This is a genomic window from Pseudarthrobacter niigatensis (assembly GCF_030812615.1).
In the GTDB taxonomy this organism is placed as follows: domain Bacteria; phylum Actinomycetota; class Actinomycetes; order Actinomycetales; family Micrococcaceae; genus Arthrobacter; species Arthrobacter niigatensis.
On record NZ_JAUSTB010000001.1, the window covers coordinates 505,218 to 528,872 of the forward strand.

Below are 23,655 nucleotides of genomic sequence, written 5' to 3' on the forward strand. Positions count from 1 at the left end.
TTCCGCCCCAGGTAGAACCAAGGCGTTGGGTCAAAAGAGAGCCTGCACCCCGATTAGGGGTGCAGGCTCTCTCTTTTCGCGGTAAGACAGTCAGGGTAAAGGGGTGTTGGAAGTAACGGTCCGCCCTATCCCATTTGCTTGGAACGGGGTCGCGAATAACCCCGGCGCCCCTGCGCTAAGCGTCCAATCCGATCCTCAGCCGCGCATGAACCTTACATGGGCTGCCCGGCTTTGCCGCCCACTCCCGGTCAACTTCGCGACATCATGCAGATTGTTGCGCAATGGTATGTGCAAGGCGATAGGAATCGGTCCCGGTTTCAATAATAGTCCCATTGAACGTGAGGCGGTCCACAATGGCCGCACAGAGGCGCGGATCGGTGAAGGTCTTCGTCCAGCCGGAGAAGGACTCATTGGAGGCGATCGCGACGGATGCTTTCTCTTCTCTCTCGGTAAGGACTTGGAAGAGTAGATCTGCGCCTCGTTTATCCAGCTCCATGTAGCCAAGTTCATCGATGCAGAGCAGATCCACACGGCCGTAGCGGGCGATGGTTTTGGCCAGCACCTTCTCGTCTGCGGCTTCGACGAGCTCATTCACGAGCCGGGTCGCGAGAGTGTATTTGACCCTGAAGCCCTTCTCCGCGGCCGCGGTGCCCAGTCCGATGAGGAGGTGGGATTTTCCGGTCCCGGAATCCCCGATCAGGCACAGGGGTGCGCCTTTGCGGATCCATTCGCCACTGGCCAGAGTGTGGATGGTAGCCGGGTTGATGTTCGTATTTGCTTCAAAATCGAAGTCACCAAGCCATTTATCCCTCGGGAACCCAGCTGCCTTGACCCGCCTGACGGACGAACGCCTGTCCCGGTCATCACACTCTGCCAACAACAGTTCGGCCAGAAATCCCTGATAGCTCAGCTGTTCCTTCCCTGCTACGGAAAGGGCCTCATCCAAGACAGCCCGGACGGTAGGTAAGCGCAGCCGCCGGCAGGCTTGGTCGACGGCCGCGACGGCGGCCTGTTCCGTGAGTCCACGGCGTCTCCGCAGAGCGGGGGTGATTGAAGCAGCTGGGGCCGTGGGTGTCATGAGATGTTCTCCTTTGGGGCAGTTCCTGCGGGTGCCGGGGTTGGAGTGCGTTTGGCCAGCAATTCGTCATAGATGGTGACCGTGGGGAGCGGACGTTTGTCCTGAGGCAGGCCGGCAATGACCGCAGCGGGGTCCATGAGGCGGCGTTGGGTGAGACTGACAACTCGTTGCACTTTCACTTCGTCGCGAGCACCGGAACGACGGTCTGAATCGGACCCGCCTGCGGTCTCAGCCAGGACACTGGCTGCGTGCCTGCGTGCCTCTACAGCCACGACATCGCCACTGACCGCGCCAACGGAGAGAGCCGCGGCGATCCCTGCCTGAATATCCAGCGCGTCCATGGATCGGTGCAGCAACAGAACCTCGATCAGTTCCCTTGTCCCGTCCGCGTCACCGTTGACCCTGCGGGATGCTTCCCAGAACGCCTCATGCGCCGAGGTGAACACGCCAGTCTCGCGCGCCCTGGCCAAGGCCGTGGATCCGGGGAGGGCACCAGGTTTGGTTCTGAGGACCTCCAAATAGTGATCGAGCTGGACCGACTGCCCGCCCTTGACAGAGAGCCTGGCATGACGGGCGACGACCGTGTTGCCGTCGAACACGATGATTTCGGAAGCCCGGAGTGAGACGCGGACTTTCCTACCGATGAGCCGGGCCGGGACGGAGTATTTGACCATCCGGACTGTGATCATCGAAGATCGGTCAACTCTGGGGGTCAGGACCAGCCCGGGGTCGAAACCTTCAAGCGGCAAAGGCGCCAGGAAAGGCTGCTCGGCGCTGAAGTCTTCACCGATCGTTCGTATCCTGTGGCTGATCCTGCGCCGCTCGTCCTGTGCCTCCCAGACTCGGATTCTGTCGTTGAGCTCATCCAGAGACTCCACCACCGGCATGGGCGAGAGACGGTTCCGTCGGAACCAACCAACCTCACCTTCAACACCGCCCTTCTCGTGAGCCCCCGCGATTCCGGGCTGGCAGTAAAAGGCGTCAAAAACGAAGGTCGATTTGAACAGGACCCACCTCTCGTTCTCGACCCGCTGCCGTCCCTGCCCAAACACCACGGCCGTCACTGCGGAGGTCAGGTTGTCATACCGGATGTGTTTCGTTGGGACGCCGCCGATCTCGTTGAACGCCTCGATATGCCCTTCAAGGAAAGCTTCTTGCGCCTGCGTGGGATAGATCCGGTGGATAGCCTTGCCGGATCGGGACAATCGGAACACGAACATGTGGCATTTCGTCTTCACCCCGTTCAACACGACCCAGACTTCACCGAAATCAACCTCGGCCTCGGCGCCTGGTGCGTGTTCCTGCGGGACAGACACTTCAACCCGCCGGCCCGCTTCAACATCGATCTGGGCCCGACGCACCCTGACGTAATCCCGCACCGTTGAATAGGACAGATCCTGCGCTGCATGCTCCTCGATCAGCCGGGCAAGGATTCTTTTCGCGGTGTGGCGCTGCTTCCTCGGTGCTGTCGTGTCCTCAATCAACATTGCATCTATCGCTGACTTGAAGGGCTCAAGCCGGGGCGAGATTCTCTGCGGAGTCTTGCGCGGCGGTGGAACCGGTGAAGTCAGAGCCCGTCTGACGGTCTTCCTTGATACCTGGTACCTGCGCGCAAGCTCTCGGATCGACAGCTCCTCAACCCTGGCGTCTCTCCGAATTCCCGCGAACAACTCCACTCTTGACCCCATCCTGGTCCTCCCGTGGTAGATCCCAATTGGATGGGGTCTACGTTCACAGGTGGGTACCAATCAAGCCGTCATCAGGTTCGGCATGTCGCTGAGGTGGGTACCAATCAAGCCGTCCTGGTGGGCTCCGATCAGACTGACATAGTCACGTCGGGGGCGCCGAAGAGCTGGTCGGCGGAACCGACACTCCTTCGAAGGTCACGGTCTCGTTCGACCTCGGCAGCCGTGAGGCAGTCGATGAGCTCACGGAGCGCGCCGGCGCAGCCGGCGGGCGGATTGGTGACACCGACGACTACCCATTCATGTACCAGCGCCAGTTCGACGACCCCGACGGTTACCACTACTCGCCGTTTTGGATGAAACCGGACGCCGATCCGACCGAGTGAGCCACCTCGCCCCTGCCCTCGGCATCGTCGGAGCGCGGCGGCCCCTGCTCATCCTGGAGCGGCTGCTCGACGGGCCACATCGCTACGGCTTTGCGCGAGGCAATCGTCGCGCCAGCACACTGGGGCGGCGGGGAAGCGGCCTGGGTGTGGCGCGTAATCAAAGTGCACTCCGGCGACTTTATCCTGCAGATACCAGCCCGGCACCATCCTCGGGTGGGTTAAACCAGACTGGATAGAACCCGTTTCTCGCTCTCACGCAGATCGCTTAGCGGCCCTCGGAGTCCACATCTGACAATGCGTCCACGACAGGCATGAACACTGAGGTCACGAGCTCGGCTTCGGGCGTTTGGCTCGGATCGTTGCGATAAATGTTGAAGTGGTGCGTCGCAAGGTCGTGGTCTTCCCTTGCGGGCCGCAATCCGTTATCCGCGATAAACGCTGCTATCACGGCATGGGCCCAGGGAATCGCATCCGTGTACGGCCCGGTGACCGTAGCGGTCACCACGCGACGTGCTGGAAAGTGCAGCACGCTCAGTGGCTCCGCGGCCTCCGTATCGGGCGCTACTTCAAGGAAGACCGACTCGTCGACGTCATGCTCGCGGTATTCACCGTCATGCTCAATGCACCCGCCGGCGCCCGTGATGCGGATCCCTTGGGCCGAGATCTCAGGCATGAACCGGGCCCACAGTTCGCCCTCGGCACTGTAGTCGGGCACCCGGCCGCGAAGCGAGATGAGGGTTTGCTCGTGCAGATAGGTGAGTTGGGCAGACACGGCAGACATGGCGTCCTCCTGAAATTGTTGATTCAGCATTCGTTCAATGAGAGCCATCCGTCGCAGGGCGGCTGACGATTCCTCGGCAAGGCCAGCCCGCTGAGCGGACAGGGCTTGTGTGTATGCGCGGGTCCCGCGGCTAGCAAGAAGCGCCCCTATGGCAGACACCCCGAAGCCCACGTCCCTTAGCCGACGGATTTCGTTTGCCTCGCGGAGCTGGTCGTGGGAATACCAGCGGTAACCAGTGGCTTGATCGACAAAAGCCGGAGCGAGGACTCCGTTCGCATCGTAGTGCCGCAACATCCTGACGCTGATCCTGCTGAGCGAGGAGAAGTGGCCGATGGGCATGAGCTTCGAGATATCGGTCATGCCTCTGATTCTCCGCGCTGACATCGTGTCAGAGTCCATCTTCTCGAGGACTCATTTGTATCTTTTGCTTGGACCGCGCGCCCAACACAATCCAGATGCAGCGCTCATGTGACCCCACCGTCGCTGACCTGAATTGAGGTCGCCGCTCTGGTGGCCACGACGGCGGCCACGGGTATTCCGTGGCACGTCGAAGTGATGGACGTTGTCATTGACGAGGCGGTTCCTTCGCGGAGGTTCGGTGGGAGCCGAACACGCATTGCTTCCTCGACAATGCCGTACCTGAGTGCAGGGCAGAAGGACCTGGTGAGACATGGTCTGACAGGTCCTGTAAGCGCCCGAGGCGGCAGGCCTACCCTTGGAGCTATGGATTCCCGGTCCGAGATCAGCAGCTTCCTCACTACCCGGCGCGCCAAACTGACCCCCGAGCAGGCAGGCGTTCCGCTGTACAGCGGGACCCGCCGCGTCCCCGGCCTGCGCCGCGAGGAAGTGGCGCATCTGGCCGGTGTCAGCGTCGATTACTCGCGTTCACAGGAGCCGCCCTCCGAGGCGGATTGACAGTTCCCGGAGACCTCTCGATCATCGGATTCGATAACACACCACTTTCCTCGATGTTCCAGCCCCAGTTATCCACCATCACCGTGGACACCGCCAGGTTGGGACGTTACCTTGGGCGTTTAGCACTCAAAGCCATGGAAGGAACTCCGCCACCAACGGCAGGGCCCGAAATGCGGGCAACCCTCATCCCCCGCGCTTCGACAGCCGATCTCCAGAAGGTCGTGGGCTGACCGCTCGCAAGCAACACTGCAGCACCGCACCCAGTTCCTGGGCATGACCAGTGAGCGAGCAAACGTCTGGCCGGCAAGTCGCGGAGTCCACACTCCGGGCTTCGAAATTAGGCGGCGCTGCGGCCCTTGACGGTTCAATATGGCGCAGGTTACAGTTTTACAGCAATCCAGTTATACGAATAACTACTTCGAATAACCAACGGCCCAAGGAGGTGCCCATGGCACGACCCCGCCCACGCTCAGGACCAACCATGCACGACGTGGCGGCGGAAGCGGGTGTCTCGCAGGCAACCGTCTCCCTGGTCCTGAATTCGGCCACCGGATCGCGTTTTTCGAACGACACGCGCAAACGGGTGCAGGATGCCGTTCAGAAGCTCGGATACCGTACCAATGCCCATGCCAAAACCTTGCGTGACGGCATCTCTGGAATCATCGGATTCCTCGGGGATGCCGTGGCCACCGCTCCCTTCGCCGGAAAGATCATCGAAGGCGCACAGGAACGGGCATGGGAAGACGGCCTGCTCCTGCTCACCATGAACACGGGCGGAAACAAGGCCCTCGAGGCAGCGTCGCTGGACTCCATGCTCAGCTACAAGGTGGCGGGGGTGGTGTATGCCGGCATGTACCACCGCCGCCTGGACGTGCCCGAGGCGCTCATGGGCGTCCCTTCCGTGGTGCTGAACTCCCAGGACCGAAAGCTGCGCCTGCACAGCGTGGCTCCCGACGAGGAATTGGGGGGCCTCACGGCTACCCGGCATCTCCTGAACGCCGGCCACACCCGGGTGGCGATGATCAACATCGAAACCCTGGAAAGCGAACTCCCCGCCGCCGTCGGACGTTTCCGGGGCTACACACAGGCCATGAGCGAGGCGGGGCTCGACGTTTTGCCGGAGCTGGTGCGCTTCGGCAGGGGCAACGAGGAGGACGGCTTCACCCACGCCATGGACCTGCTCACGGCAGCACAGCCGCCGACCGCCATCTTCTGCGCCAACGACCGTACCGCCTGGGGCGCCTACCAAGCCGCCCAGGAACTGCACCTTTCGATTCCGCGTGACCTATCCATCATCGGCTTCGACAACCAGGAAACCCTCGCCCAGCACCTCCGGCCCGGCCTCACTACCCTTGAGCTGCCGTTCGTGGAGATGGGCCGCCGCGCCGTGGACCTCATTTTGCGAGGCGCCGAACCCGACGGCCAGGTGGAATTCATTACCTGTCCGCTCATCGAAAGAAACTCAGTGACTCATCCCAAGGAGAAGCCATGAGCCGCATCCTGGCTCGATCCACACCGGCAGCGCCGCCGGCTCCCCCTACCAACGCAAATCACCGCACTCCCCTGCCGCTGCATCTAAAAAAGGTCGCCCGATCTTGGCAGTTATACGTATTACTTGCTCCGGCCCTCATCTACATCGCGGTGTTCAAGTACTGGCCGATGTACGGAGTGCAGATCGCCTTCCGCAACTACAACCCGGTTGACGGCTTCACGGGAAGTCCATGGGTGGGACTCCAGCACTTCATCAGGTTCGTCAACTCGTACCAGTTCGGCCAGGTTGTGGGGAATACCTTTTGGATCGCGGTCCTCGGGCTGGTAGTGGCCTTCCCCATCCCGATTGTCCTGGCCCTGCTGGTCAACCAGCTGCAGAGCGAACGGTTCAAGAAGTTCACGCAGACGGTGCTGTACTCCCCGGCTTTCATTTCCACGGTGGTGGTGGTGGGAATGATGTTCGTGCTGCTGTCTCCACGGTCCGGCCTGGTCAACAACGCTATCCAACTGGCCGGCGGCGAACCCATCTTCTTCATGGGTTCGTCCGAGTGGTTCCGGCCGATCTATGTGATCTCGGATGTCTGGCAAAACGCAGGATTCTCCATGATCGTTTATCTGGCTGCGCTCTCCGGCATCGACCCTGCGCTGCACGACGCAGCCAAGGTGGACGGCGCCTCCAAACTGCAGCGCATCCGGCACATCGACCTACCGGGCATCATGCCCGTGGTCACCGTCCTGTTCATCCTGGCCATCGGTAACCTGCTCAACGTCGGTTTCGAAAAGGCCCTGCTGATGCAGACCAACCTGAACCTGCCGGCGTCGGAAATCATCCAGACGTACGTCTACCACGCAGGCCTCCAGCAAGCGCAGTTCAGCTATTCGGCCGCCATTGGCCTGTTCAATTCCGTCCTCAACCTCGTGCTGCTGCTGACCTTCAACTGGGTAGCACGCCGGGCCAACCAAGCAACCCTCTGGTGATGCCGCTATGACCCTGAATACCGAACCCGTGGCCGCTCCGGCCCCTGCCCAGCGAAACAGGCCCGGAACGAACGGCCCAGCCTCCGGGCGGCCCATCCCTTTCCGCGAAAAGTGGGCCGACAAGGCCTTCAACATCACGGCCATCACCATCCTGACCCTGTCCATCGTCGCGGTGGTCTACCCACTGTACTTCATCGTCATCGCCTCCGTCAGCGACCCGAACGCCGTCTATGAAGGCAAGGTATGGCTGGTCCCCTCCGGGGTGACGCTGGAAGGCTACCAGCGCATACTCGCCGACAGCCGGATCTGGAACGGCCTCGGTAACACCCTGGTGTACACCGTGCTGGGGACTGCCATCAGCGTGAGCACCATCCTGTGCGGCGCCTACGCCCTGTCCCGGAAAGACATGCCCGGCCGGAAGATCCTGATGCTGCTCTTTGTGGTCACCATGTTCTTCGACGGCGGCCTGATCACGAAGTACCTGGTGGTCCGCGACCTGGGCATGCTCGACACGGTTTGGGCCGTTGTCCTGCCGGGCGCGGTGGGCGTATGGAACCTCATCATCGCCCGCTCGTTTTTCGAACACACCATTCCCGGCGAACTCCGCGAAGCCGCCCAGATGGACGGCGCCAACGACTTCACCTTCTTCTTCAGGATGGTCCTGCCGCTGTCCAAGCCGCTCATCATGCTGATGATCATGGTCCACGTGGTGGCCCACTGGAACTCGTTCTTCGACGCCCTGATCTTCCTTAACGATGACACCAAGTACCCGCTGCAACTGGTTCTGCGCAACATCCTGATCCAATCGGACGTCTCCTCCACCGGCACCACCGGCGGGGACATCCAGTCCTACGCCGCCGCCCAGCGGATCGCCGAACTGACCAAATACGCCATGATCGTGGTCTCCAGCCTCCCGCTGATGATCGCCCTGCCGTTCATGCAAAAGCACTTCACCAAGGGCACCATGATCGGTGCCGTCAAGAGCTGACACCCCGCAAAACCAATGCCCGACGCCGTTGCCCCGCACCGCCGTCGTGCTGCTCCCCTCCACCCAAGCAAAGGAAAACCCATGGCAACCAGCCGCAAACTCGCCGTCGCCGGCGCCCTGATGGCAGGAACGATGCTGTTCACCGCCTGCTCAGGCAACTCCAAGGGCACCACGGAGATCAAGGATTCGTCTGCGGACTTCGGCTTCCAACAGTCAGGACTGCCGATCGTCAAGGACACCCTGACCGTCAAGTTCTCCGGAACTAAAACCGCACTGGCCCCTGACTACAACACCATGTCCCTGGTGCAGCAATGGGAAAAGGACACCAACGTCCACATCGAGTGGCAGAACCTTCCCGAAACCGTGTTCAAGGAAAAGAAGAACCTCATCCTTGCCAGCGGCGACCTGCCCGACGCCTTCTTCAACAGCGGCCTGACCGACGCCGAAATCGCCACGTACTCAGCCAGCGGAACCCTCATCCCGCTGGAAGGACTGATCGAGAAGAACGCTCCCAACCTCTCAAAGCTGCTCACGGACCGGCCCGACATCAAGGCAGCCATCACCTCCTCCGACGGGCACATCTACTCCCTCCCCTCCATTGAGGAGCTCGGCCTGGTCCAGTTCCCCAACGAAATGGCCATCAACACCGCCTGGCTGGACAAGCTGGGCATCCCGATGCCCAAAACCGTCAACGAACTCCACGACGCCCTTCTTGCCTTCAAGAACCGCGACGCATCCGGGACCGGCAAGACGATCCCGCTGAGCTTCATGCCTGGCTCATGGTGTGGGGACATCGTGGACCTGATCGCCGCACTCGGCGGTGTTCCGGACAACATGGACCACAGGATCGTCCAGGACGGCAAGGTCATTTACACCGCCACCCAGGACGGTTACAAGAAAGCGCTCCAGACCCTGCACCAGTGGTACCAGGAAGGACTGATCGATCCGGAATCCTTCTCACAGGACGACAAGGCTTACCTGGCCAAGGGCAAAGCCGGAACGGAAAACCTCGGGTCATTCGCCTGGTGGGAGATCAAGGAAATGGTAGGCGCCGACCGCGCCTCCGACTACAAGCTGCTGCCGGTCCTGGAAGGAGTGGACGGCAAGCGCCGGGCCAGCCAGTCCAATAACCAGGAGATCGCGCGCGGTGCCTTCGCCGTGACGCGGGCGGACAAGTACCCCGCCGCCACCATCCGCTGGGCGGACCACCTCTACGACCCCATCCAGTCTGCCCAGGCCAACTGGGGACCCATCGGCGAAACCCTGCAAAAGGACCCCGCCACCGGGCTGCTCACCCAGATCCCCGCACCGGCGGGCACCAGCGAAGGCGAACGCCGGCAAAAGGTCGCCCCGGGCGGTCCCAAAGCCAACACCGCCGAAAACTTCAAGAACGTCGTAGCGCCCGAACCCCGCGCCGCCGAGCGTCAGAAGACGGTCCAGGAGAACTACAAGCCCTTCGCCGCCAACGACGGCTACCCGCCGGTCCCGCTGTCCAATGAGGAAATCCAGCAGATCAGCACCATCGAGTCCGACGCCGCCACCATCGTCAAGCAGTCAACGGCCAAATGGATCGTCTCCGGCGGCATTGAGAACGAATGGGACGGCTACGTCTCACAGCTGAAGAACATCGGAGTGGACAAGATGGTGGAGGTCTACCAGCAGGCCTACGACCGGTACAAGAGCAACTCCTAAGCCCCCGGCTTCCCTCCCGGTGCCGGGCGCGGACTCCGCGCCCGGCACCCCAGCCTGCGCCGCCCCGGCCGGCGGCATCACGAAAGAGACCCATGAACACTGTCACGTCCAGCCTTGAGACCTTCCGCCCGGCCATGCACTATACGGCCAGGGACACTTGGCTCAACGACCCCAACGGACTGGTCTTCCACGAAGGCACCTACCACCTCTACTACCAGAACAACCCGTTCGGGAACGTCCACAGCAACATGTCCTGGGGACACGCAACATCCACAGACCTGGTGAACTGGGAAGAGCAGCCGGTGGCCATCCCATGCGATGACACTGAAGAGATCTTCTCCGGCAGCATCGTGGTGGACCACGGGAACACCTCCGGTTTCGGCACCAGCGGCACGGCCCCGCTGGTAGCCATTTACACCAGCGCCTTCAAGCCCGCCTCAGCCCACCCCGGCATCCAGGCCCAATCCCTCGCCTGGAGTACAGACGGCGGCTACTCATGGACCAAGTACGCGGGCAACCCCGTACTCACGCGTGACTCCCCCGAGTTCCGTGACCCCAAGGTCTTCCGCTACGACGGCCCCGCAGGCAGCTACTGGGTGATGGCCGCCGTCGAAGCCCACGACTACGCTGTCCTCCTCTACCGTTCCGACAACCTGAAGACCTGGGAGTACCTCAGCACCTTCGGCCCCGCGAACGGCACGGGAGGCATCTGGGAATGCCCGGATCTTTTCGAACTTCCCCTTGACGGCGACGCGGGGAACACCCGATGGATCCTGACCGTGAACATGAACCCCGGCGGCCCCAACGGCGGATCCGCCGGGCAATACTTCGTAGGACAGTTCGACGGCGTGACGTTCCGCTCCGAAACCACGGTCACCGAAGGCATGCAGGACGACGGCCGGGTAGCCGACTACCAGTGGCTGGACTGGGGCCGGGACTACTACGCAGCAGTCTCCTTCAGCAACGTCCCGGACGGGCGCCGGCTGATGATCGGCTGGATGAACAACTGGCAGTACGCCAACCACATCCCCACGTCGCCCTGGCGCAGCCCCATGAGCCTCGTCCGCGACGTCACCCTCACCTCCGTCAACGGACAGCCGCGGCTGGTCCAGCAACCCGCCGCCGAATACACCGCCAACTCGGCTCCCGTTCCCGCTCAGCAGCTGCAACTGGACGGGACGGTTGCGGTCGACGGCGGCACGGCCGTCAAGCAGATACAGGTCACCTTCACTCCGGGAACAGCGGAAGAATACGGCGTTGCGGTCAGGGGCGGCGAGGATGGTGCCGCTACCAGGATTGGCATCCGTCCGGTATCCGGCGAACTCCTTGTGGACCGCACCAACTCCGGCGACACTGGATTCCACGACGCCTTCCCCTCCGTCAGCACCGCACCCATCCAGCCGGGCCCCGATGGGACCTACTCGCTGCAGATCTTCGTCGACCACTGCTCCGTTGAGATCTTTGCGCAGGACGGGCTCGTGACGCTGACCGAACTGATCTTCCCTGACCCCTCCGCGACCTCGCTGGCGCTCTACTCGACCGGCGGAACAGCCGCCGCTTCCCTTCAGCTGACGCCGCTCGCCTGAAACATGTACACCTGCTCCAAACAACCGCACGGCCCTGACGTCCTTGTGGTCGGCGAGGCCCTGATAGATGTCGTCAACTCACCGGAGGTGGTCACCACACTGGGTGTAGACGGATCGCTCCTGATGACTCCTCACGGCAGTGTGCACGTACCGGCATTCCCTTCGCGGGTCGTCGACACCATCGGAGCAGGAGACTCATACATGGCTGCCCTCATTTACGGGCTCCTGGCGCGCGGAACACACGGACTGGCGCCCCAGGTCCAGGAAACCCCCGGCCGAACTGCCCCCGCCGCAGCCGCGATCACGGTCAGCCGAAAAGGCGCAGCTCCGCCTACAGCCGACGAACTGCCGGCATGGCTACAGCAGGCCAGCATCCCCAGCTCGCCTGCGCGAGGCGTGTGGGCCGGGAAATCGTCCCCGATCAGCACCGTCCTCGCCCTTGGACCCGTCATTGACCGAAACCCTCCACGTAGTGGGCGACGGCGGACATGTAAAAAACCCTTTGACACCAACCAACTAACGCGGGTAACTTAGATCACGCATCAGGGTAACGCGAGTTACTACCGGTCAGCGCAAACCACTAGCGGCCAACGTCCAGTTCAAACGAAGACTTCTGGAGCATCCAATGGCGGACACCGCCTCCCAAAGCCGGGCACGGAACCACGCAAGCATTGCTTCGCCAGGCGCTCACCCCACGCGATGAACCTGAGAGCACCCCGACTCCTGCAATTGCAGCCAGTTGATTTCGCAGTGCTCCCTTTGCGCCAACACACGCCCGCTCCACAGGTCCGAGGACCTCAGCCACGGCCATGAAAAGAGAAGAATGAACAGCGTTACCACCACCGTTGAGACCTACAGGCCGGCAATGCACTTCGCCGCCGAAGACACGTGGCTCAACGATCCGAACGGGCTTGTCTTCCACGAGGGCACCTACCACCTGTACTACCAGAACAACCCCTTCGGAAACGTCCACGCCAATATGTCCTGGGGCCATGCGACTTCTACTGACCTGGTCAGCTGGACGGAACAACCGGTAGCGATTCCCTGTGATGACGTCGAGGAAATCTACTCCGGCAGCATTGTGTTGGACGCCGAAAACACCAGTGGATTCGGCGCGGACGGGAAAGCTCCCCTGGTGGCCATCTACACCAGCGCGTACAAGCCGGGCTCCCTCCACGAGGGCACGCAGGCGCAGTCCCTCGCGTGGAGCACGGACGGCGGATACTCCTGGACGAAGTACGCCGGCAACCCGGTCCTGACCCGGAACTCGCCGGAATTCCGGGACCCCAAGGTCTTCCGCTACGACGGCCCTTCGGGCAGCTATTGGGTCATGGTGGCGGTGGAAGCCCATGATTTCACCGTCCTGCTCTACCGCTCACAGGACCTCAAGAGCTGGGTATACCTCAGCACCTTCGGTCCCGCGAACGGCACGGGAGGCATCTGGGAATGCCCGGACCTTTTTGAGCTGCCCCTGGACGGTGACTCCTCAGCCATCAAATGGGTCCTGACGGTGAACATGAACCCCGGGGGCCCCAACGGCGGGTCCGCGGGGCAGTACTTCGTGGGAGAGTTCGACGGCGTCACGTTCAGTTCCGAGACAACCCTCACCGAGGGAATGCAGGACCCTGAGCGCGTACCCGACTACCAGTGGCTGGACTGGGGCCGGGACTACTACGCCGCGGTCTCGTTCAGCAACGTCCCGGACGGCCGGCGGCTGATGATCGGCTGGATGAACAACTGGCAATATGCCAACCACATCCCCACCTCGCCCTGGCGCAGCCCCATGAGCTTGGTCCGGGACATGTCCCTCGTTTCCGTGAACCGGCATCCCCGGCTCCTGCAGCACCCCGCACCGGAAGTGAGGGCAACTTCGACACCCGGTCCCGAGCAGCGGCTGGCCCTGAACGGCCCCGCAACTGTTGAGGGCGGCACCGCGGTACAGCTTATTGACGTCACCTTCTCCCCTGGTGACGCCGAGGAGTTCGGGCTTGTGGTCAGAGGGTCGGCGGACGGGACGGTCGGGACACGGATCGGGATCCAACCCGGCAGCGGGGACCTGATCGTGGACCGCACCCACTCCGGCGACACCGACTTCCACGAAGCCTTCGCCTCCACCAGCCGCGCCCCCATTTCCGCGGCCAAGGAGGGCAACTACACTCTGCAGATCTTCGTCGACCATTGCTCAGTGGAGGTCTTCGCCAACGATGGGCTCGTCTCGGTGACCGAACTGATCTTCCCGGATCCAGCCCAAACATCCCTCACTCTCTACTCCACCGGCGGCACAGCCGACGCAGTGCTCCAACTCACCAACTTCGAAAAGGATGATGCCTAATGGAATACCGCAAACTGGGAACCTCCGGCCTGTACATCAGCGAAATCGCCTACGGAAACTGGGTCACCCACGGCGAGCAGATCGACCAGGCCGCTGCGACGGAATGCGTCAAACAGGCACTGGAGTTGGGCATCACCACCTTCGACACTGCCGATGCCTACGCCGGAACCCGGGCGGAGGAAGCGTTGGGTGTCGCGCTCAAGGGAACACGCCGTGAAAGCGTGGAGATCTTTACCAAGGCCTACTTCCCTACCGGGGATGGCCGGAACGACCGCGGCCTGTCCCGCAAACACGTCATGGAGTCCATCAACTCGTCGCTCCGCCGGCTCCGGACTGACTACGTGGATCTCTACCAGGCGCACAGGTATGACTACGAGACCCCGCTGGAAGAGACCATGCAGGCTTTTGCCGATATTGTCCGGGCGGGGAAGGCACACTATATCGGGGTGTCGGAGTGGACGGCGGACGAAATCCGCTCCGGCGTTGCCCTCGCCAGGGACCTTGGGGTCCAGCTCATCTCCAACCAGCCGCAGTATTCCATGCTGTGGCGCGTCATCGAACCGGAGATCGTTCCCCTGAGCGAGGAACTGGGCATTGGCCAGATCTGCTGGTCTCCGCTCGCCCAGGGAGTCCTCACCGGCAAGTACACCCCCGGCACGGCGGCCCCGGAAGGCTCCCGCTTCCGAGGCGACAACGGCGAACTGAAGAACGACCACCGCTTTCTAAGCGAGGACATCCTCATCCGCGTCCAGAAATTGAAGCCCCTGGCCGAAGAGATTGGACTGTCCATGGCGGCTTTCGCGGTTGCATGGGTACTGCAAAACCCCAACGTCTCGGCGGCCATCGTGGGAGCATCCCGGCCCGAGCAGCTCGTGGACAACGTCCGTGCCGCAGGAGTGAAACTCGACCAGGAAATGCTCCTGAGGATCGATGACATCCTCGGCCCCGTCATCGAAAGAGACCCCGGGAAGGTCGAGTCCTTCAAGGACCGCCCCTAACCGCAGCGGCTGAAGAAACGTCTTGACACCGTTTAGTAACGCGGGTAACTTAGATCACAGCCCGAAAGTAACGCGAGTTACTATACATAGATTCACCCAATTACGTCCGTTTTACCACGGGCAACCCCGGCTCAATGAAGACCTCTGGAGCATTCAATGGCGAAGACCACCTCCCCCGACAAACCCGGCACTGCCCGGCAGCGTGGCGTCACCATGAATGATGTAGCCAAGCATGCCGGAGTGTCCCGGACAGCTGTTTCTTTCGTGCTGAACAACCGTGAAGACGCCAGCATTTCGGAGGAGACCCGGGTCCGCATCGCTGAGGCGGTTCAGGCTTTGGGCTACCGTCCAAATGCCGGGGCGAGGGCGCTGGCATCCCAGCGCAGCGATTGGTACGGGATCGTCACCGAGATCGTCACCGCCCCCTTCGCCGTGGACATCATCAAAGGTGCCCAGGACCAGGCCTGGATTGACGGCCGGTTCCTCCTGATCGCCCCATCGGACCAGGGTGATGCGGCCGGCCCCAACCAGGGGATGGAGGATGCTGCTGTGGAAAAGCTGCTGGAGCAGCGGGTGGAAGGCCTGCTGTACGCCGCAACGCACCACCGTGGGGTCCATGTGCCCCGCAGCGCGCACGAAGTGCCCACGGTGCTCGTCAACTGTTTCGACCTGGACGGGAAGCTGCCCTCAATCGTCCCTGACGAACGCGCGGGCGGACGGGTCGCCGTCGAACGCCTCCTCAGGGCCGGCCACACCAACATCGGTGTGATCAACCTGGACCCCCGCATCCCGGCAGCTGTTGGGCGTTTGCAGGGCGTCCGGGAGGCCTTGGCCGACGCCGGCCTGGAGCTTGATCCGGAGCTCGTGGCGGCCGGGTATGCGACGGCAGACGGAGGCTACGACGCTGCCTGTCAGATCCTTGACCGGTACCCGGCCAAGGACCGGCCCACCGCCCTGTTTTGCCTCAATGACCGTATGGCCATGGGGGCTTACGACGCCATCAAGGAACGTGGCCTGGCCATCCCCGGTGACATCGCCGTGATCGGCTTCGACAACCAGGAACTCATCTCGGCCTACCTCAGGCCCAAGCTGACTACTGTTGCGTTGCCGTTCGAAAAGATGGGCGCTCTGGGAGTCCAGACGCTCGCCGCCCTTACAGCCGGACAGCCGATCACTGCCAATCAGCAGTTGGTCGACTGTCCGCTGTTAGAACGCTCTTCGGTCTGACCGCGAAATCAACGTCGAAGAGCAAAACCCCAACCCACCCTTCACCTTGCTGATGAAGACAGGAAGAGATAACCCCATCATGACACAAACCAGGTTCCTCAAGTCCGCCCGCATTGCCGCGGCCGGACTGGCGGTAGGCGCGATGCTGCTGACCGGCTGCGCCGCCACCGGCAACAAGTCCGGCGGCACCGACGCCGCAGCCAACGCCAGCGCATTCCTCACCATTCCCCGTGAAGACATGGGCACGTTCGTGCAGAACTTCAACCCGTTCGCGCCGACCGTCAACCCCATGGTCCAGCAGTCCATTTACGAGTCCCTCCTGGTCTTCAACCCGGCCAAGGGGAATTCGGTGCCGTGGCTGGCCACCGACTGGAAGGCCGCGGACGACGGTAAGTCCATCACGTTCACCCTGCGTGATGGTGTGAAGTGGTCCGACGGGCAGCCTTTCGTTGCCGACGACGTCGCGTACACGTTCGAGCTCCAGAAGAAGCTGAAGGGCGGCTACGAGTATCTCGACGGCGTGACTGCACAAGGCAACAAGGTCACCTTCAACTTCAACAAGCCCTGGTCCCCCGCCCTGTACGACGTAGGCCAGCTCAGCATCCTGCCCAAGCACATCTGGTCCGCGCTGGCCGATCCGGAAAAGGACGCCAACGCCAAACCTGTGGGCACCGGACCGTACACCGAGGTGGACAACTTCCAGGCCCAGTCCTTCGTGCTGAAGAAGAACCCCAACTACTGGCAGCCGGACAAGCAGAAGATTGCCGGCATCAAGATGCTCGCGTTCGCCGGGAACGACGGCGCCAACCTTGCCGCCGCCAACGGCGACGTGGACTGGGCGCCCCAGTACATCCCGAACATCGAAAAGACCTTCGTCTCAAAGGACAAGGACCACCGGCACTACTGGTTCCCTCCGACCGGTGCCATGATCAACTGGCAGCTCAACACCACCAAGGCGCCCTTCAACGATGTTGATGTCCGCAAGGCGCTGAGCATGGCCGTGGACCGGGACCAGGTCACCAAGATCGGCATGAGCGGCTACGCCCAGCCGGCGGACTGCACGGGCCTCTCCGGCAACTACGAGACCTGGAAGAACACGCAGGTCAAGGACAACTGCACGTGGACCAAGCACGACGTCCAGCAGGCAAACGACCTGCTGGACAAGGCGGGCTACCCCAAGGGCCCCGACGGCAAGCGCACGCTCAAGGACGGCAAACCGTTCGAGTTCAAGATTTCCGTGGGTGCTACCTCGTCCGACTGGCTCTCCGTGGCCAACGTGATCTCCCAGAACCTGGCGGAGGTCGGCGTAACCGCGAAGGTGGACTCCCCGGACTGGGCTGCCGTGGTGGCAGGGTACGAAAAGGGTGATTTCGACTCCGGCATCGTCTGGAGTGCCAACGATCCCAGCCCGTACAAGTACTTCAACACCACCATGGGCTCCTCATCGGTGAAGCCGGTGGGCACCAAGGCCTCCGACAACTACCACCGTTTCGGCGACCCCAAAGCTGATGCCCTGCTGAGCGACTTCGCTGCAGCAACTGACCAGTCCAGGCAAAAGGATATTGCCAACAAGCTGCAGGAAGAATACAACGACGTCGCACCGGTGGTGCCGCTGTTCTCCGGCCCGGAATGGGGTGCATACAACGACACCCGCTTCACCGGCTGGCCCACGCAGGACAACCCGTACGCCACCCTCTCGGTTCGCGCACCCACCACCGTTCTGGTGCTGACCAGCCTGGAACCGCGCAAGTAGTCCCCGCCCCTGAGGCCCATCTGGCCCTCAAGGCACCACACGCCCGACGGCCTGGCTCATGCCATCAGCCGGCCGTCGGGCGTACCCACAATCTTGACCACTCCCGAATTGGAGGGAAACCGTGCGCTTCATCCTGCGCCGACTGGGTTTCTACCTGATCGCCTTCTGGGCATCCATCACCCTGAATTTCCTGCTCCCCCGCTTCATGCCCGGGGACCCCGTATCACGCATGTTCGCCCGCTCCCAGGACAGAATGCAGCCCGAACAGCTCGAGGCCCTGCGCAAGCTGCTTGGCGTGGACAACCGGCCCATCTGGGAGCAGTACGCCGGCTACCTCCAGAACATCCTCACCGGACAGATGGGGGTATCGATTACACGCTTCCCCACACCCGTTACCGAAGTCATCTCGTCCCAAATCGGCTGGACCCTCCTGCTTGGCGGGACCGCGCTGGTGATTGCCGCCGTCGTGGGCAACCTGCTGGGCATCCTGGCAGCCTGGCGCCGCGGCAGCGCCCTCGACTCGGCCCTGCCTCCCGTGCTGGTCTTCATTGGATCGTTCCCCTACTTCTGGCTGGCAATGGGCGCCCTGTACCTGTTCGGCGTCGTGCTCGGCTGGTTCCCCATCCGCCACGCGTTCACCGACGGCCTGGAGCCGGCGTTCACTGCGGAGTTCATCGGTGACGTCGCCGCCCACCTCGTGCTCCCGGCGCTGACCATCGTGCTGGTCTCCATCGGTGGCTGGATGTTGGGCATGCGGAACACCATGATTGCCACGAACTCCGAGGACTACATCACCATGGCCGAAGCCAAAGGCCTGCGCCCCGGACGGATCATGCTCCGCTACGCAGCCCGGAACGCGATGCTGCCCTCGGTGACCAGCTTCGGCATGGGCTTGGGCTTCGTCGTCGGCGGCGCCCTCCTGACCGAGGTCGTCTTCGCCTACCCCGGCGTCGGCTACCAGCTCCTCAACGCCGTGCAAGGCCTCGACTACCCGCTTATGCAGGGCCTGTTCCTGACCATCACCGCCGCCGTGCTGCTGGCGAACTTCCTGGTGGACATTCTCTACGTCCGCCTCGACCCCCGCGTGCGCAGCAACTGAGCAGCGCGTACCCGTAACCAAGGGACCGACCATGACCAGCGTTATCCTCCAGCAGCCAACTGAAGCAAAAGCTGCCCGCAAAACCAACCGCGGTTTCATCCACGGACTCATCACCAACAAGAAGGCCATGACCGGCATGGCCATCATGCTCGTCTTCATCGTCCTGGCCTTGGCCGCACCGGTACTGTTCCCGGACGACCCCTCCCGGATCACCGGGATGGCCTCACTGGAACCAGACAGCGAACACTGGCTCGGAACCACCGCCAAGGGCCAGGACGTGCTCGCCCTGACCATCCACGGCGCCCGAAGCTCCCTGCTCGTAGGGCTTACCGTTGGGTTCGCATCCACCTTCATCGGAATCCTCGTTGGCCTGGCATCAGCCTATTTCGGCAAATTCATCGATGAAGCACTCTCACTGTTGACCAACGTCTTCCTCCTCCTTCCCGGCCTGCCGCTGCTCGTCATCCTGGCCGCCTTCCTGCCCCCGGGGCTGGGCACGGTCATTCTGGTCCTCACCGTCACGGGATGGGCCGGATCAGCGCGCGTACTCCGGGCACAGGCCCTGTCCATCCGATCCAAGGACTTCGTCGCTGCCGCCGTCGTCTCCGGTGAGCGCGCCGGCCGCATCATGTTCCGCGAAATCCTGCCGAACATGGCATCGATCGTGATGGGAACACTGCTCGCCTGCGTCATCTATGGCATCGGGGCCCAGGCGGGCCTCGAATTCCTTGGACTGGGTGACGTCAGCACTGTCTCCTGGGGCAACAACCTCTTCTGGGCCGGAAACGAAGGCGCCCTGCTCACCGGAAGCTGGTGGGTCTTTATCCCCTCCGGCCTCTGCATCGCCCTGGTCGCATTCGCCCTGGCCCTCATCAACTACGCCGTTGACGAAGTAACCAACCCCCGGTTGCGGAAGATCCGCAAACCCGCCACCACCGAAAGGGGCGCCGCACAGTGACCGTCTCCCAAACCTCCTTCGGCTCCCATGAACCGGTCCTCGACGTCAAGAACCTCACCGTCAAGTACATCGGTGACTCCCGCTCGACCACGGCCGTGAACGACGTCTCCTTCAGCATCGGCGCCGGCGAGGTCTTCGGGCTGGCCGGCGAATCCGGTTGCGGAAAATCAACCATCGCCAACTCCATCATGCGGCTGCTCAAGGACCCGGCGAAGATCGCCGCCGGCAGCATCTCCTTCGGCGGCAAGGACGTCCTCGCCATGAACCAGGACGAGCTGCGCCGTTTCCGCTGGCAGGACGTCGCCATGGTGTTCCAGTCCGCCATGAACTCGCTGAACCCGGTGCTCACCATCGGGGAACAGATGGCAGACATCTTCACTACCCACGCCGGCTACCCGCGCAAAGAAGCCCTTCGACGCGCAGCACAGCTGCTGGAACTGGTCCGCATGGACCCCGCCCGCCTCAAGTCGTACCCGCATCAACTCTCCGGCGGCATGCGGCAACGCGCCGTCATCGCCATGACTGTCGCCCTGAAGCCGTCACTGCTGATCCTTGACGAGCCCACCACCGCACTGGACGTGGTGGTGCAACAGGAGATTATGGCCCAGATCAAGGATCTGCAGCGCGAACTGGGCTTCTCCGTCCTCTTCATCACGCACGACATGTCCTTGATGGTCGAACTCTCCCACCGGATGGCGGTCATGTACGGCGGCCGAATCGTAGAGACCGCCAAAGCGCACGACATCTACACCGCCCCAGGGCACCCCTACACCCAAGCCCTCATGGGCGCGTTCCCGCCGCTCACCGGTCCGCGGATCCCGCTTAAGGGCCTGCCCGACGGCGTGAAGTTCCGGAACATCCCGGACCTCGCCGGAATTGCGCCCGGCCATTTCGTGGCACCGTTTGATGCCGACGCCGAAGCCGCCGTCCTTGAAGGAGCAGCACAATGAGCCACGCCGTCCACTCCCCGGCACGGCCGGATGTTTCGTCCCTGACTCCGGCCCTGGAGGTGCGCGGACTTGGTAAGTCCTTCCACATCGGCGGCCTGTTCTCCAGCCAGGCGGTCCGGGCGCTCCACCGTGTCGACCTGACCATCGGCCGCGGAGAGATCGTGGCACTGGTCGGTGAATCCGGTTCAGGCAAGAGCACCCTGGCCCGCTGTGTCGCCCGGCTCGAGAAACCCAGCGAAGGGGCCATCCTGGTCGACGGCGTCGAGGTCCTCAAACGTGACCGCTTCCAGGCCTCACGGGAGTTCCGGTCCCAGCTGCAGATGGTCTTCCAGGACCCCTTTGGCTCATTGAACCCCGCCCACCGAATCGAGCACTTCCTCCGCCGGTCCCTCACCATCCACGGCAAAGGCGGCACCCGCCAGCGCGGTTCCGAAGAGCAGACCAGGCGCCGTCTCGAAGAGCTCATGACCACCGTCGGGCTTCAGGCCGACATGCTCGACTCCTACCCCCATGAGCTCTCCGGCGGGCAACGTCAACGGGTCGCGATCGCACGGGCCCTGGCCGTTGAGCCAAACGTCATCCTCGCCGACGAACCGACTTCCATGCTGGACGTTTCGGTCCGCATCGGCGTGCTGAACCTGATGCGGAAACTGCGCGATGAGCAGGGCATTTCCATGCTCTACATCACCCACGACCTCGCCTCCGCCCGGTACCTGGCGGACCGGACGGCCGTCATGTTCGCCGGCGAAATCGTGGAAGAGGGTGAATCACTGGACCTGCTGGCCAACCCGGCCCACCCCTACACCCAATTGCTCGTCTCAGCCGTCCCCGACCCGGCGCGGGCCGGATCCTACGACCCGATCCACCGCGCCCAGCTCCGGCAAGCCGTCATGGCTTCCGCCAGCTGCGCCTTTGAGAACGACCCGAAGCAGCGCTGCTCATCCGAGGAACCCGTCCGCCACCAGGTGGGCGACCCCCTGAACCGCCACTGGGTCCGCTGCCACCTCTACCGCCCGCGCGCCGGCGCCGGCGGCCATGCATTGGCGACAGAACCGGAGCCTGGAGACTGACGTTCCCGTTTCCACGTCCCAAAACATCAAGATTCACGCCCAGGCAGCACCGACGCTGCCCGCCGAAAGGTAACTGATGGAAAATTCACCCGCCGTATCCCGGCGTGCCCTCCTGAACGGAAGCGGGGCCGTTGTCCTCACCGGATCGCTCGCACTCTCAATGCCCTTCGCCCAGTCAGCGACAGCGGCACCCCCGAATGCTCCCGATACCGCACCGGCCAAGCCGCCCTACAAAGGACCAACCCGCATGCGCCCGACCTATCACTTCAGCGTCCCCGACAACTGGAAGAACGACCCCCAGCGGCCCATCTACATTGACGGCGAATACCACTACTACTACCTCTACAACGCCGATTACCTCCAGGGCGGCGGCGGCACATCGTGGCGCCGTGCCACCACCACCGACCACGTCTCCTTCCGCGACCGTGGCGTGGCCATCCCCAAGTTCAGCAACGGCAACGGTGACTGCTGGTCAGGCTGCCTTGTCATCGACGAACGAAACACTGCCGGCTACGGTGAAAACGCCGTCGTAGCCCTCGTGACCCAGGCACCCCAGGGCCGCCAGGCCCAATACCTCTGGTATTCAACTGACCGTGGGCGTTCGTTCCAACCTGGTGGCACGGCGCCGGTACTTCCAAACCCAGGTGTACAGGACTTCCGCGACCCGAAAGTCATCTGGGACGCCGACCGCGGGCAGTGGTTCATGGTCAACGCCGAAGGGCAGAAGCTCGGCTTCTACACGTCTCCCAACCTGCGTTCCTGGCGGCGGGTCGGCGAATTCGTCCGCACGGACCTGGGGCTGCTGGAGTGCCCGGACCTTTTCCGCATGACCGCCGACGACGGTACTTCGCACTGGATCCTGGGCACCAGCGCCAACGGCAAAGGCCGTGGACTGCCGGCCACTTACGCCTACTGGACAGGAGCCTTCAACGGAATCACGTTCGCTCCCGACCATGCCGAGCCGGAATGGCTGGACTACGGCTATGACTTCTACGGAGCAGTGACCTATCCCCACCACGACGCGTCCGGCGCGGAGGATGCCACCCTGCGCAGGGCGCTTGGCTGGGCGAACTTCTGGGACTACCCCCACAACACCCCCACCCTGGCGACCGACGCGTACAACGGTGATGACATGATCGTGCGCGACATCCGGCTCAAGAAGGCAGACGGAAGCTACCATCTCGTCTCAACCCCCACCACCGGCCTGGCCAACCACATCAAACGCACCCACCACTTGGGGGACGTCAAGGTCACGGGAACCCATGACCTCGATATCAGTTCACCGGCCTATGACCTGACCTGTGAACTTGTATGGGACCCGGCGGCCCCTCCGTCCAACATCGGCCTTGAGATCTGCCGTGCATCCGGTGGCGGCCGGCACGTCGCCGCCGGTGCATTCCTCCGCGGCCCCTTCGCCTACGTCAACCGGCGACCCACCATCAACCCCACTGGCGGGGAAAGCCAAACACCCATCGATCCCTCGGCAGGGCGCCTCACACTCCGCCTCCTGGTGGACCGGACCAGCGTCGAAATGTTCGTCGGAGACGGACGGGTGGTGCACTCACACCGCGTGTTTCCCCTGGAAGGTGACAACAACATCCGGCTCTACGCCAACGATGGAACGGCCACCTTCAGTGACCTCACGATCAACGAGATCAACGCGACGACTTAGCCGCTCCCCACTCAAC

17 protein-coding genes and 4 pseudogenes are annotated in these 23,655 nt (G+C 62.8%); 18 read left to right on the forward strand and 3 right to left on the reverse strand.

Going from position 1 to position 23,655, the window contains the following annotated elements; all coding sequences use genetic code 11:
- Positions 1 to 262: 262 nt before the first annotated feature.
- Positions 263 to 1,078 (reverse strand): IS21-like element helper ATPase IstB, encoded by an 816-nt coding sequence (istB, locus tag J2T23_RS02390; protein WP_307356772.1) that lies wholly within the window; start codon positions 1,076 to 1,078, stop codon positions 263 to 265.
- Complete coding sequence (istA, locus tag J2T23_RS02395) at positions 1,075 to 2,766, reverse strand: IS21 family transposase (protein ID WP_307356774.1); 1,692 nt, start codon at positions 2,764 to 2,766, stop codon at positions 1,075 to 1,077. The genes istB and istA overlap by 4 nt, the downstream gene beginning before the upstream one ends.
- 137 nt (positions 2,767 to 2,903) lie before the next feature.
- Here istA and J2T23_RS02400 point away from each other — a divergent pair.
- Positions 2,904 to 3,149: pseudogene (locus J2T23_RS02400) on the forward strand (VOC family protein); the annotation flags it as partial.
- A gap of 265 nt (positions 3,150 to 3,414) precedes the next feature.
- On the opposite strand, the gene J2T23_RS02405 reads toward J2T23_RS02400, so the two are convergent.
- The gene (locus J2T23_RS02405) at positions 3,415 to 4,290 is read right to left on the reverse strand and encodes a MerR family transcriptional regulator (protein WP_307356775.1); all 876 of its coding nucleotides are present in this window, start codon (positions 4,288 to 4,290) and stop codon (positions 3,415 to 3,417) included.
- 363 nt (positions 4,291 to 4,653) lie between these two features.
- Between J2T23_RS02405 and J2T23_RS02410 the strand changes: the two are divergent.
- The 17 genes and pseudogenes from J2T23_RS02410 to J2T23_RS02490 form a co-directional block, all read left to right on the forward strand.
- A pseudogene (locus tag J2T23_RS02410) lies at positions 4,654 to 4,809 on the forward strand (transcriptional regulator); the annotation flags it as partial.
- Positions 4,810 to 4,823: 14 nt separating this feature from the next.
- Positions 4,824 to 5,075, forward strand: a pseudogene (locus J2T23_RS02415) (substrate-binding domain-containing protein); the annotation flags it as partial.
- 218 nt (positions 5,076 to 5,293) lie between these two features.
- Positions 5,294 to 6,337, forward strand: coding sequence for a LacI family DNA-binding transcriptional regulator (locus tag J2T23_RS02420; RefSeq protein ID WP_307356777.1), 1,044 nt, complete (start codon positions 5,294 to 5,296; stop codon positions 6,335 to 6,337).
- On the forward strand, positions 6,334 to 7,314 hold the full coding sequence (locus J2T23_RS02425; RefSeq protein WP_168223137.1) for an ABC transporter permease: 981 nt from the start codon (positions 6,334 to 6,336) through the stop codon (positions 7,312 to 7,314). The genes J2T23_RS02420 and J2T23_RS02425 overlap by 4 nt, the downstream gene beginning before the upstream one ends.
- A gap of 7 nt (positions 7,315 to 7,321) precedes the next feature.
- Positions 7,322 to 8,302, forward strand: a complete 981-nt coding sequence (locus J2T23_RS02430; protein WP_141181476.1) for a carbohydrate ABC transporter permease — start codon at positions 7,322 to 7,324, stop codon at positions 8,300 to 8,302.
- Positions 8,303 to 8,383: 81 nt separating this feature from the next.
- The gene (locus tag J2T23_RS02435) at positions 8,384 to 9,994 is read left to right on the forward strand and encodes an ABC transporter substrate-binding protein (protein ID WP_307356780.1); all 1,611 of its coding nucleotides are present in this window, start codon (positions 8,384 to 8,386) and stop codon (positions 9,992 to 9,994) included.
- 92 nt (positions 9,995 to 10,086) lie between these two features.
- Positions 10,087 to 11,580, forward strand: a complete 1,494-nt coding sequence (locus J2T23_RS02440; RefSeq protein WP_307356782.1) for a glycoside hydrolase family 32 protein — start codon at positions 10,087 to 10,089, stop codon at positions 11,578 to 11,580.
- An 87-nt stretch (positions 11,581 to 11,667) separates the two neighbouring features.
- Positions 11,668 to 11,958, forward strand: a pseudogene (locus tag J2T23_RS02445) (carbohydrate kinase family protein); the annotation flags it as partial.
- Positions 11,959 to 12,403: 445 nt separating this feature from the next.
- Positions 12,404 to 13,912, forward strand: a complete 1,509-nt coding sequence (locus J2T23_RS02450) for a glycoside hydrolase family 32 protein (protein WP_307356785.1) — start codon at positions 12,404 to 12,406, stop codon at positions 13,910 to 13,912.
- Positions 13,912 to 14,910, forward strand: a complete 999-nt coding sequence (locus J2T23_RS02455) for an aldo/keto reductase family protein (protein ID WP_307356787.1) — start codon at positions 13,912 to 13,914, stop codon at positions 14,908 to 14,910. Before J2T23_RS02450 ends, J2T23_RS02455 begins: the two co-directional genes overlap by 1 nt.
- Positions 14,911 to 15,066: 156 nt before the next feature.
- Positions 15,067 to 16,137, forward strand: coding sequence for a LacI family DNA-binding transcriptional regulator (locus tag J2T23_RS02460; RefSeq protein ID WP_307356789.1), 1,071 nt, complete (start codon positions 15,067 to 15,069; stop codon positions 16,135 to 16,137).
- Between the two features lie 79 nt (positions 16,138 to 16,216).
- Positions 16,217 to 17,890 (forward strand): ABC transporter substrate-binding protein, encoded by a 1,674-nt coding sequence (locus J2T23_RS02465; protein ID WP_307356790.1) that lies wholly within the window; start codon positions 16,217 to 16,219, stop codon positions 17,888 to 17,890.
- 121 nt (positions 17,891 to 18,011) lie between these two features.
- Positions 18,012 to 18,989, forward strand: a complete 978-nt coding sequence (locus tag J2T23_RS02470; protein WP_141160609.1) for an ABC transporter permease — start codon at positions 18,012 to 18,014, stop codon at positions 18,987 to 18,989.
- A gap of 31 nt (positions 18,990 to 19,020) precedes the next feature.
- A complete protein-coding gene (locus J2T23_RS02475; protein ID WP_018763807.1) occupies positions 19,021 to 19,947 on the forward strand; it encodes an ABC transporter permease in 927 nt (308 codons plus the stop codon).
- Positions 19,944 to 20,897, forward strand: a complete 954-nt coding sequence (locus tag J2T23_RS02480) for an ABC transporter ATP-binding protein (protein WP_307356794.1) — start codon at positions 19,944 to 19,946, stop codon at positions 20,895 to 20,897. Before J2T23_RS02475 ends, J2T23_RS02480 begins: the two co-directional genes overlap by 4 nt.
- On the forward strand, positions 20,894 to 21,967 hold the full coding sequence (locus tag J2T23_RS02485; protein WP_307356796.1) for an ABC transporter ATP-binding protein: 1,074 nt from the start codon (positions 20,894 to 20,896) through the stop codon (positions 21,965 to 21,967). Before J2T23_RS02480 ends, J2T23_RS02485 begins: the two co-directional genes overlap by 4 nt.
- Before the next feature lie 76 nt (positions 21,968 to 22,043).
- Positions 22,044 to 23,639, forward strand: a complete 1,596-nt coding sequence (locus J2T23_RS02490; RefSeq protein ID WP_246839697.1) for a glycoside hydrolase family 32 protein — start codon at positions 22,044 to 22,046, stop codon at positions 23,637 to 23,639.
- Positions 23,640 to 23,655 lie beyond the last annotated feature (16 nt).

Excerpts from the sequence above, each read along its gene's own strand:
- istB (WP_307356772.1), bottom strand. The coding sequence starts at position 1,078 with ATGACACCCACGGCCCCAGCTGCTTCAATCACCCCCGCTCTGCGGAGA.
- istA (WP_307356774.1), bottom strand. The coding sequence starts at position 2,766 with ATGGGGTCAAGAGTGGAGTTGTTCGCGGGAATTCGGAGAGACGCCAGG.
- J2T23_RS02405 (WP_307356775.1), bottom strand. The coding sequence starts at position 4,290 with ATGACCGATATCTCGAAGCTCATGCCCATCGGCCACTTCTCCTCGCTC.
- J2T23_RS02420 (WP_307356777.1), top strand. The coding sequence starts at position 5,294 with ATGGCACGACCCCGCCCACGCTCAGGACCAACCATGCACGACGTGGCG.
- J2T23_RS02425 (WP_168223137.1), top strand. The coding sequence starts at position 6,334 with ATGAGCCGCATCCTGGCTCGATCCACACCGGCAGCGCCGCCGGCTCCC.
- J2T23_RS02430 (WP_141181476.1), top strand. The coding sequence starts at position 7,322 with ATGACCCTGAATACCGAACCCGTGGCCGCTCCGGCCCCTGCCCAGCGA.
- J2T23_RS02435 (WP_307356780.1), top strand. The coding sequence starts at position 8,384 with ATGGCAACCAGCCGCAAACTCGCCGTCGCCGGCGCCCTGATGGCAGGA.
- J2T23_RS02440 (WP_307356782.1), top strand. The coding sequence starts at position 10,087 with ATGAACACTGTCACGTCCAGCCTTGAGACCTTCCGCCCGGCCATGCAC.
- J2T23_RS02450 (WP_307356785.1), top strand. The coding sequence starts at position 12,404 with ATGAACAGCGTTACCACCACCGTTGAGACCTACAGGCCGGCAATGCAC.
- J2T23_RS02455 (WP_307356787.1), top strand. The coding sequence starts at position 13,912 with ATGGAATACCGCAAACTGGGAACCTCCGGCCTGTACATCAGCGAAATC.
- J2T23_RS02460 (WP_307356789.1), top strand. The coding sequence starts at position 15,067 with ATGGCGAAGACCACCTCCCCCGACAAACCCGGCACTGCCCGGCAGCGT.
- J2T23_RS02465 (WP_307356790.1), top strand. The coding sequence starts at position 16,217 with ATGACACAAACCAGGTTCCTCAAGTCCGCCCGCATTGCCGCGGCCGGA.
- J2T23_RS02475 (WP_018763807.1), top strand. The coding sequence starts at position 19,021 with ATGACCAGCGTTATCCTCCAGCAGCCAACTGAAGCAAAAGCTGCCCGC.
- J2T23_RS02485 (WP_307356796.1), top strand. The coding sequence starts at position 20,894 with ATGAGCCACGCCGTCCACTCCCCGGCACGGCCGGATGTTTCGTCCCTG.
- J2T23_RS02490 (WP_246839697.1), top strand. The coding sequence starts at position 22,044 with ATGGAAAATTCACCCGCCGTATCCCGGCGTGCCCTCCTGAACGGAAGC.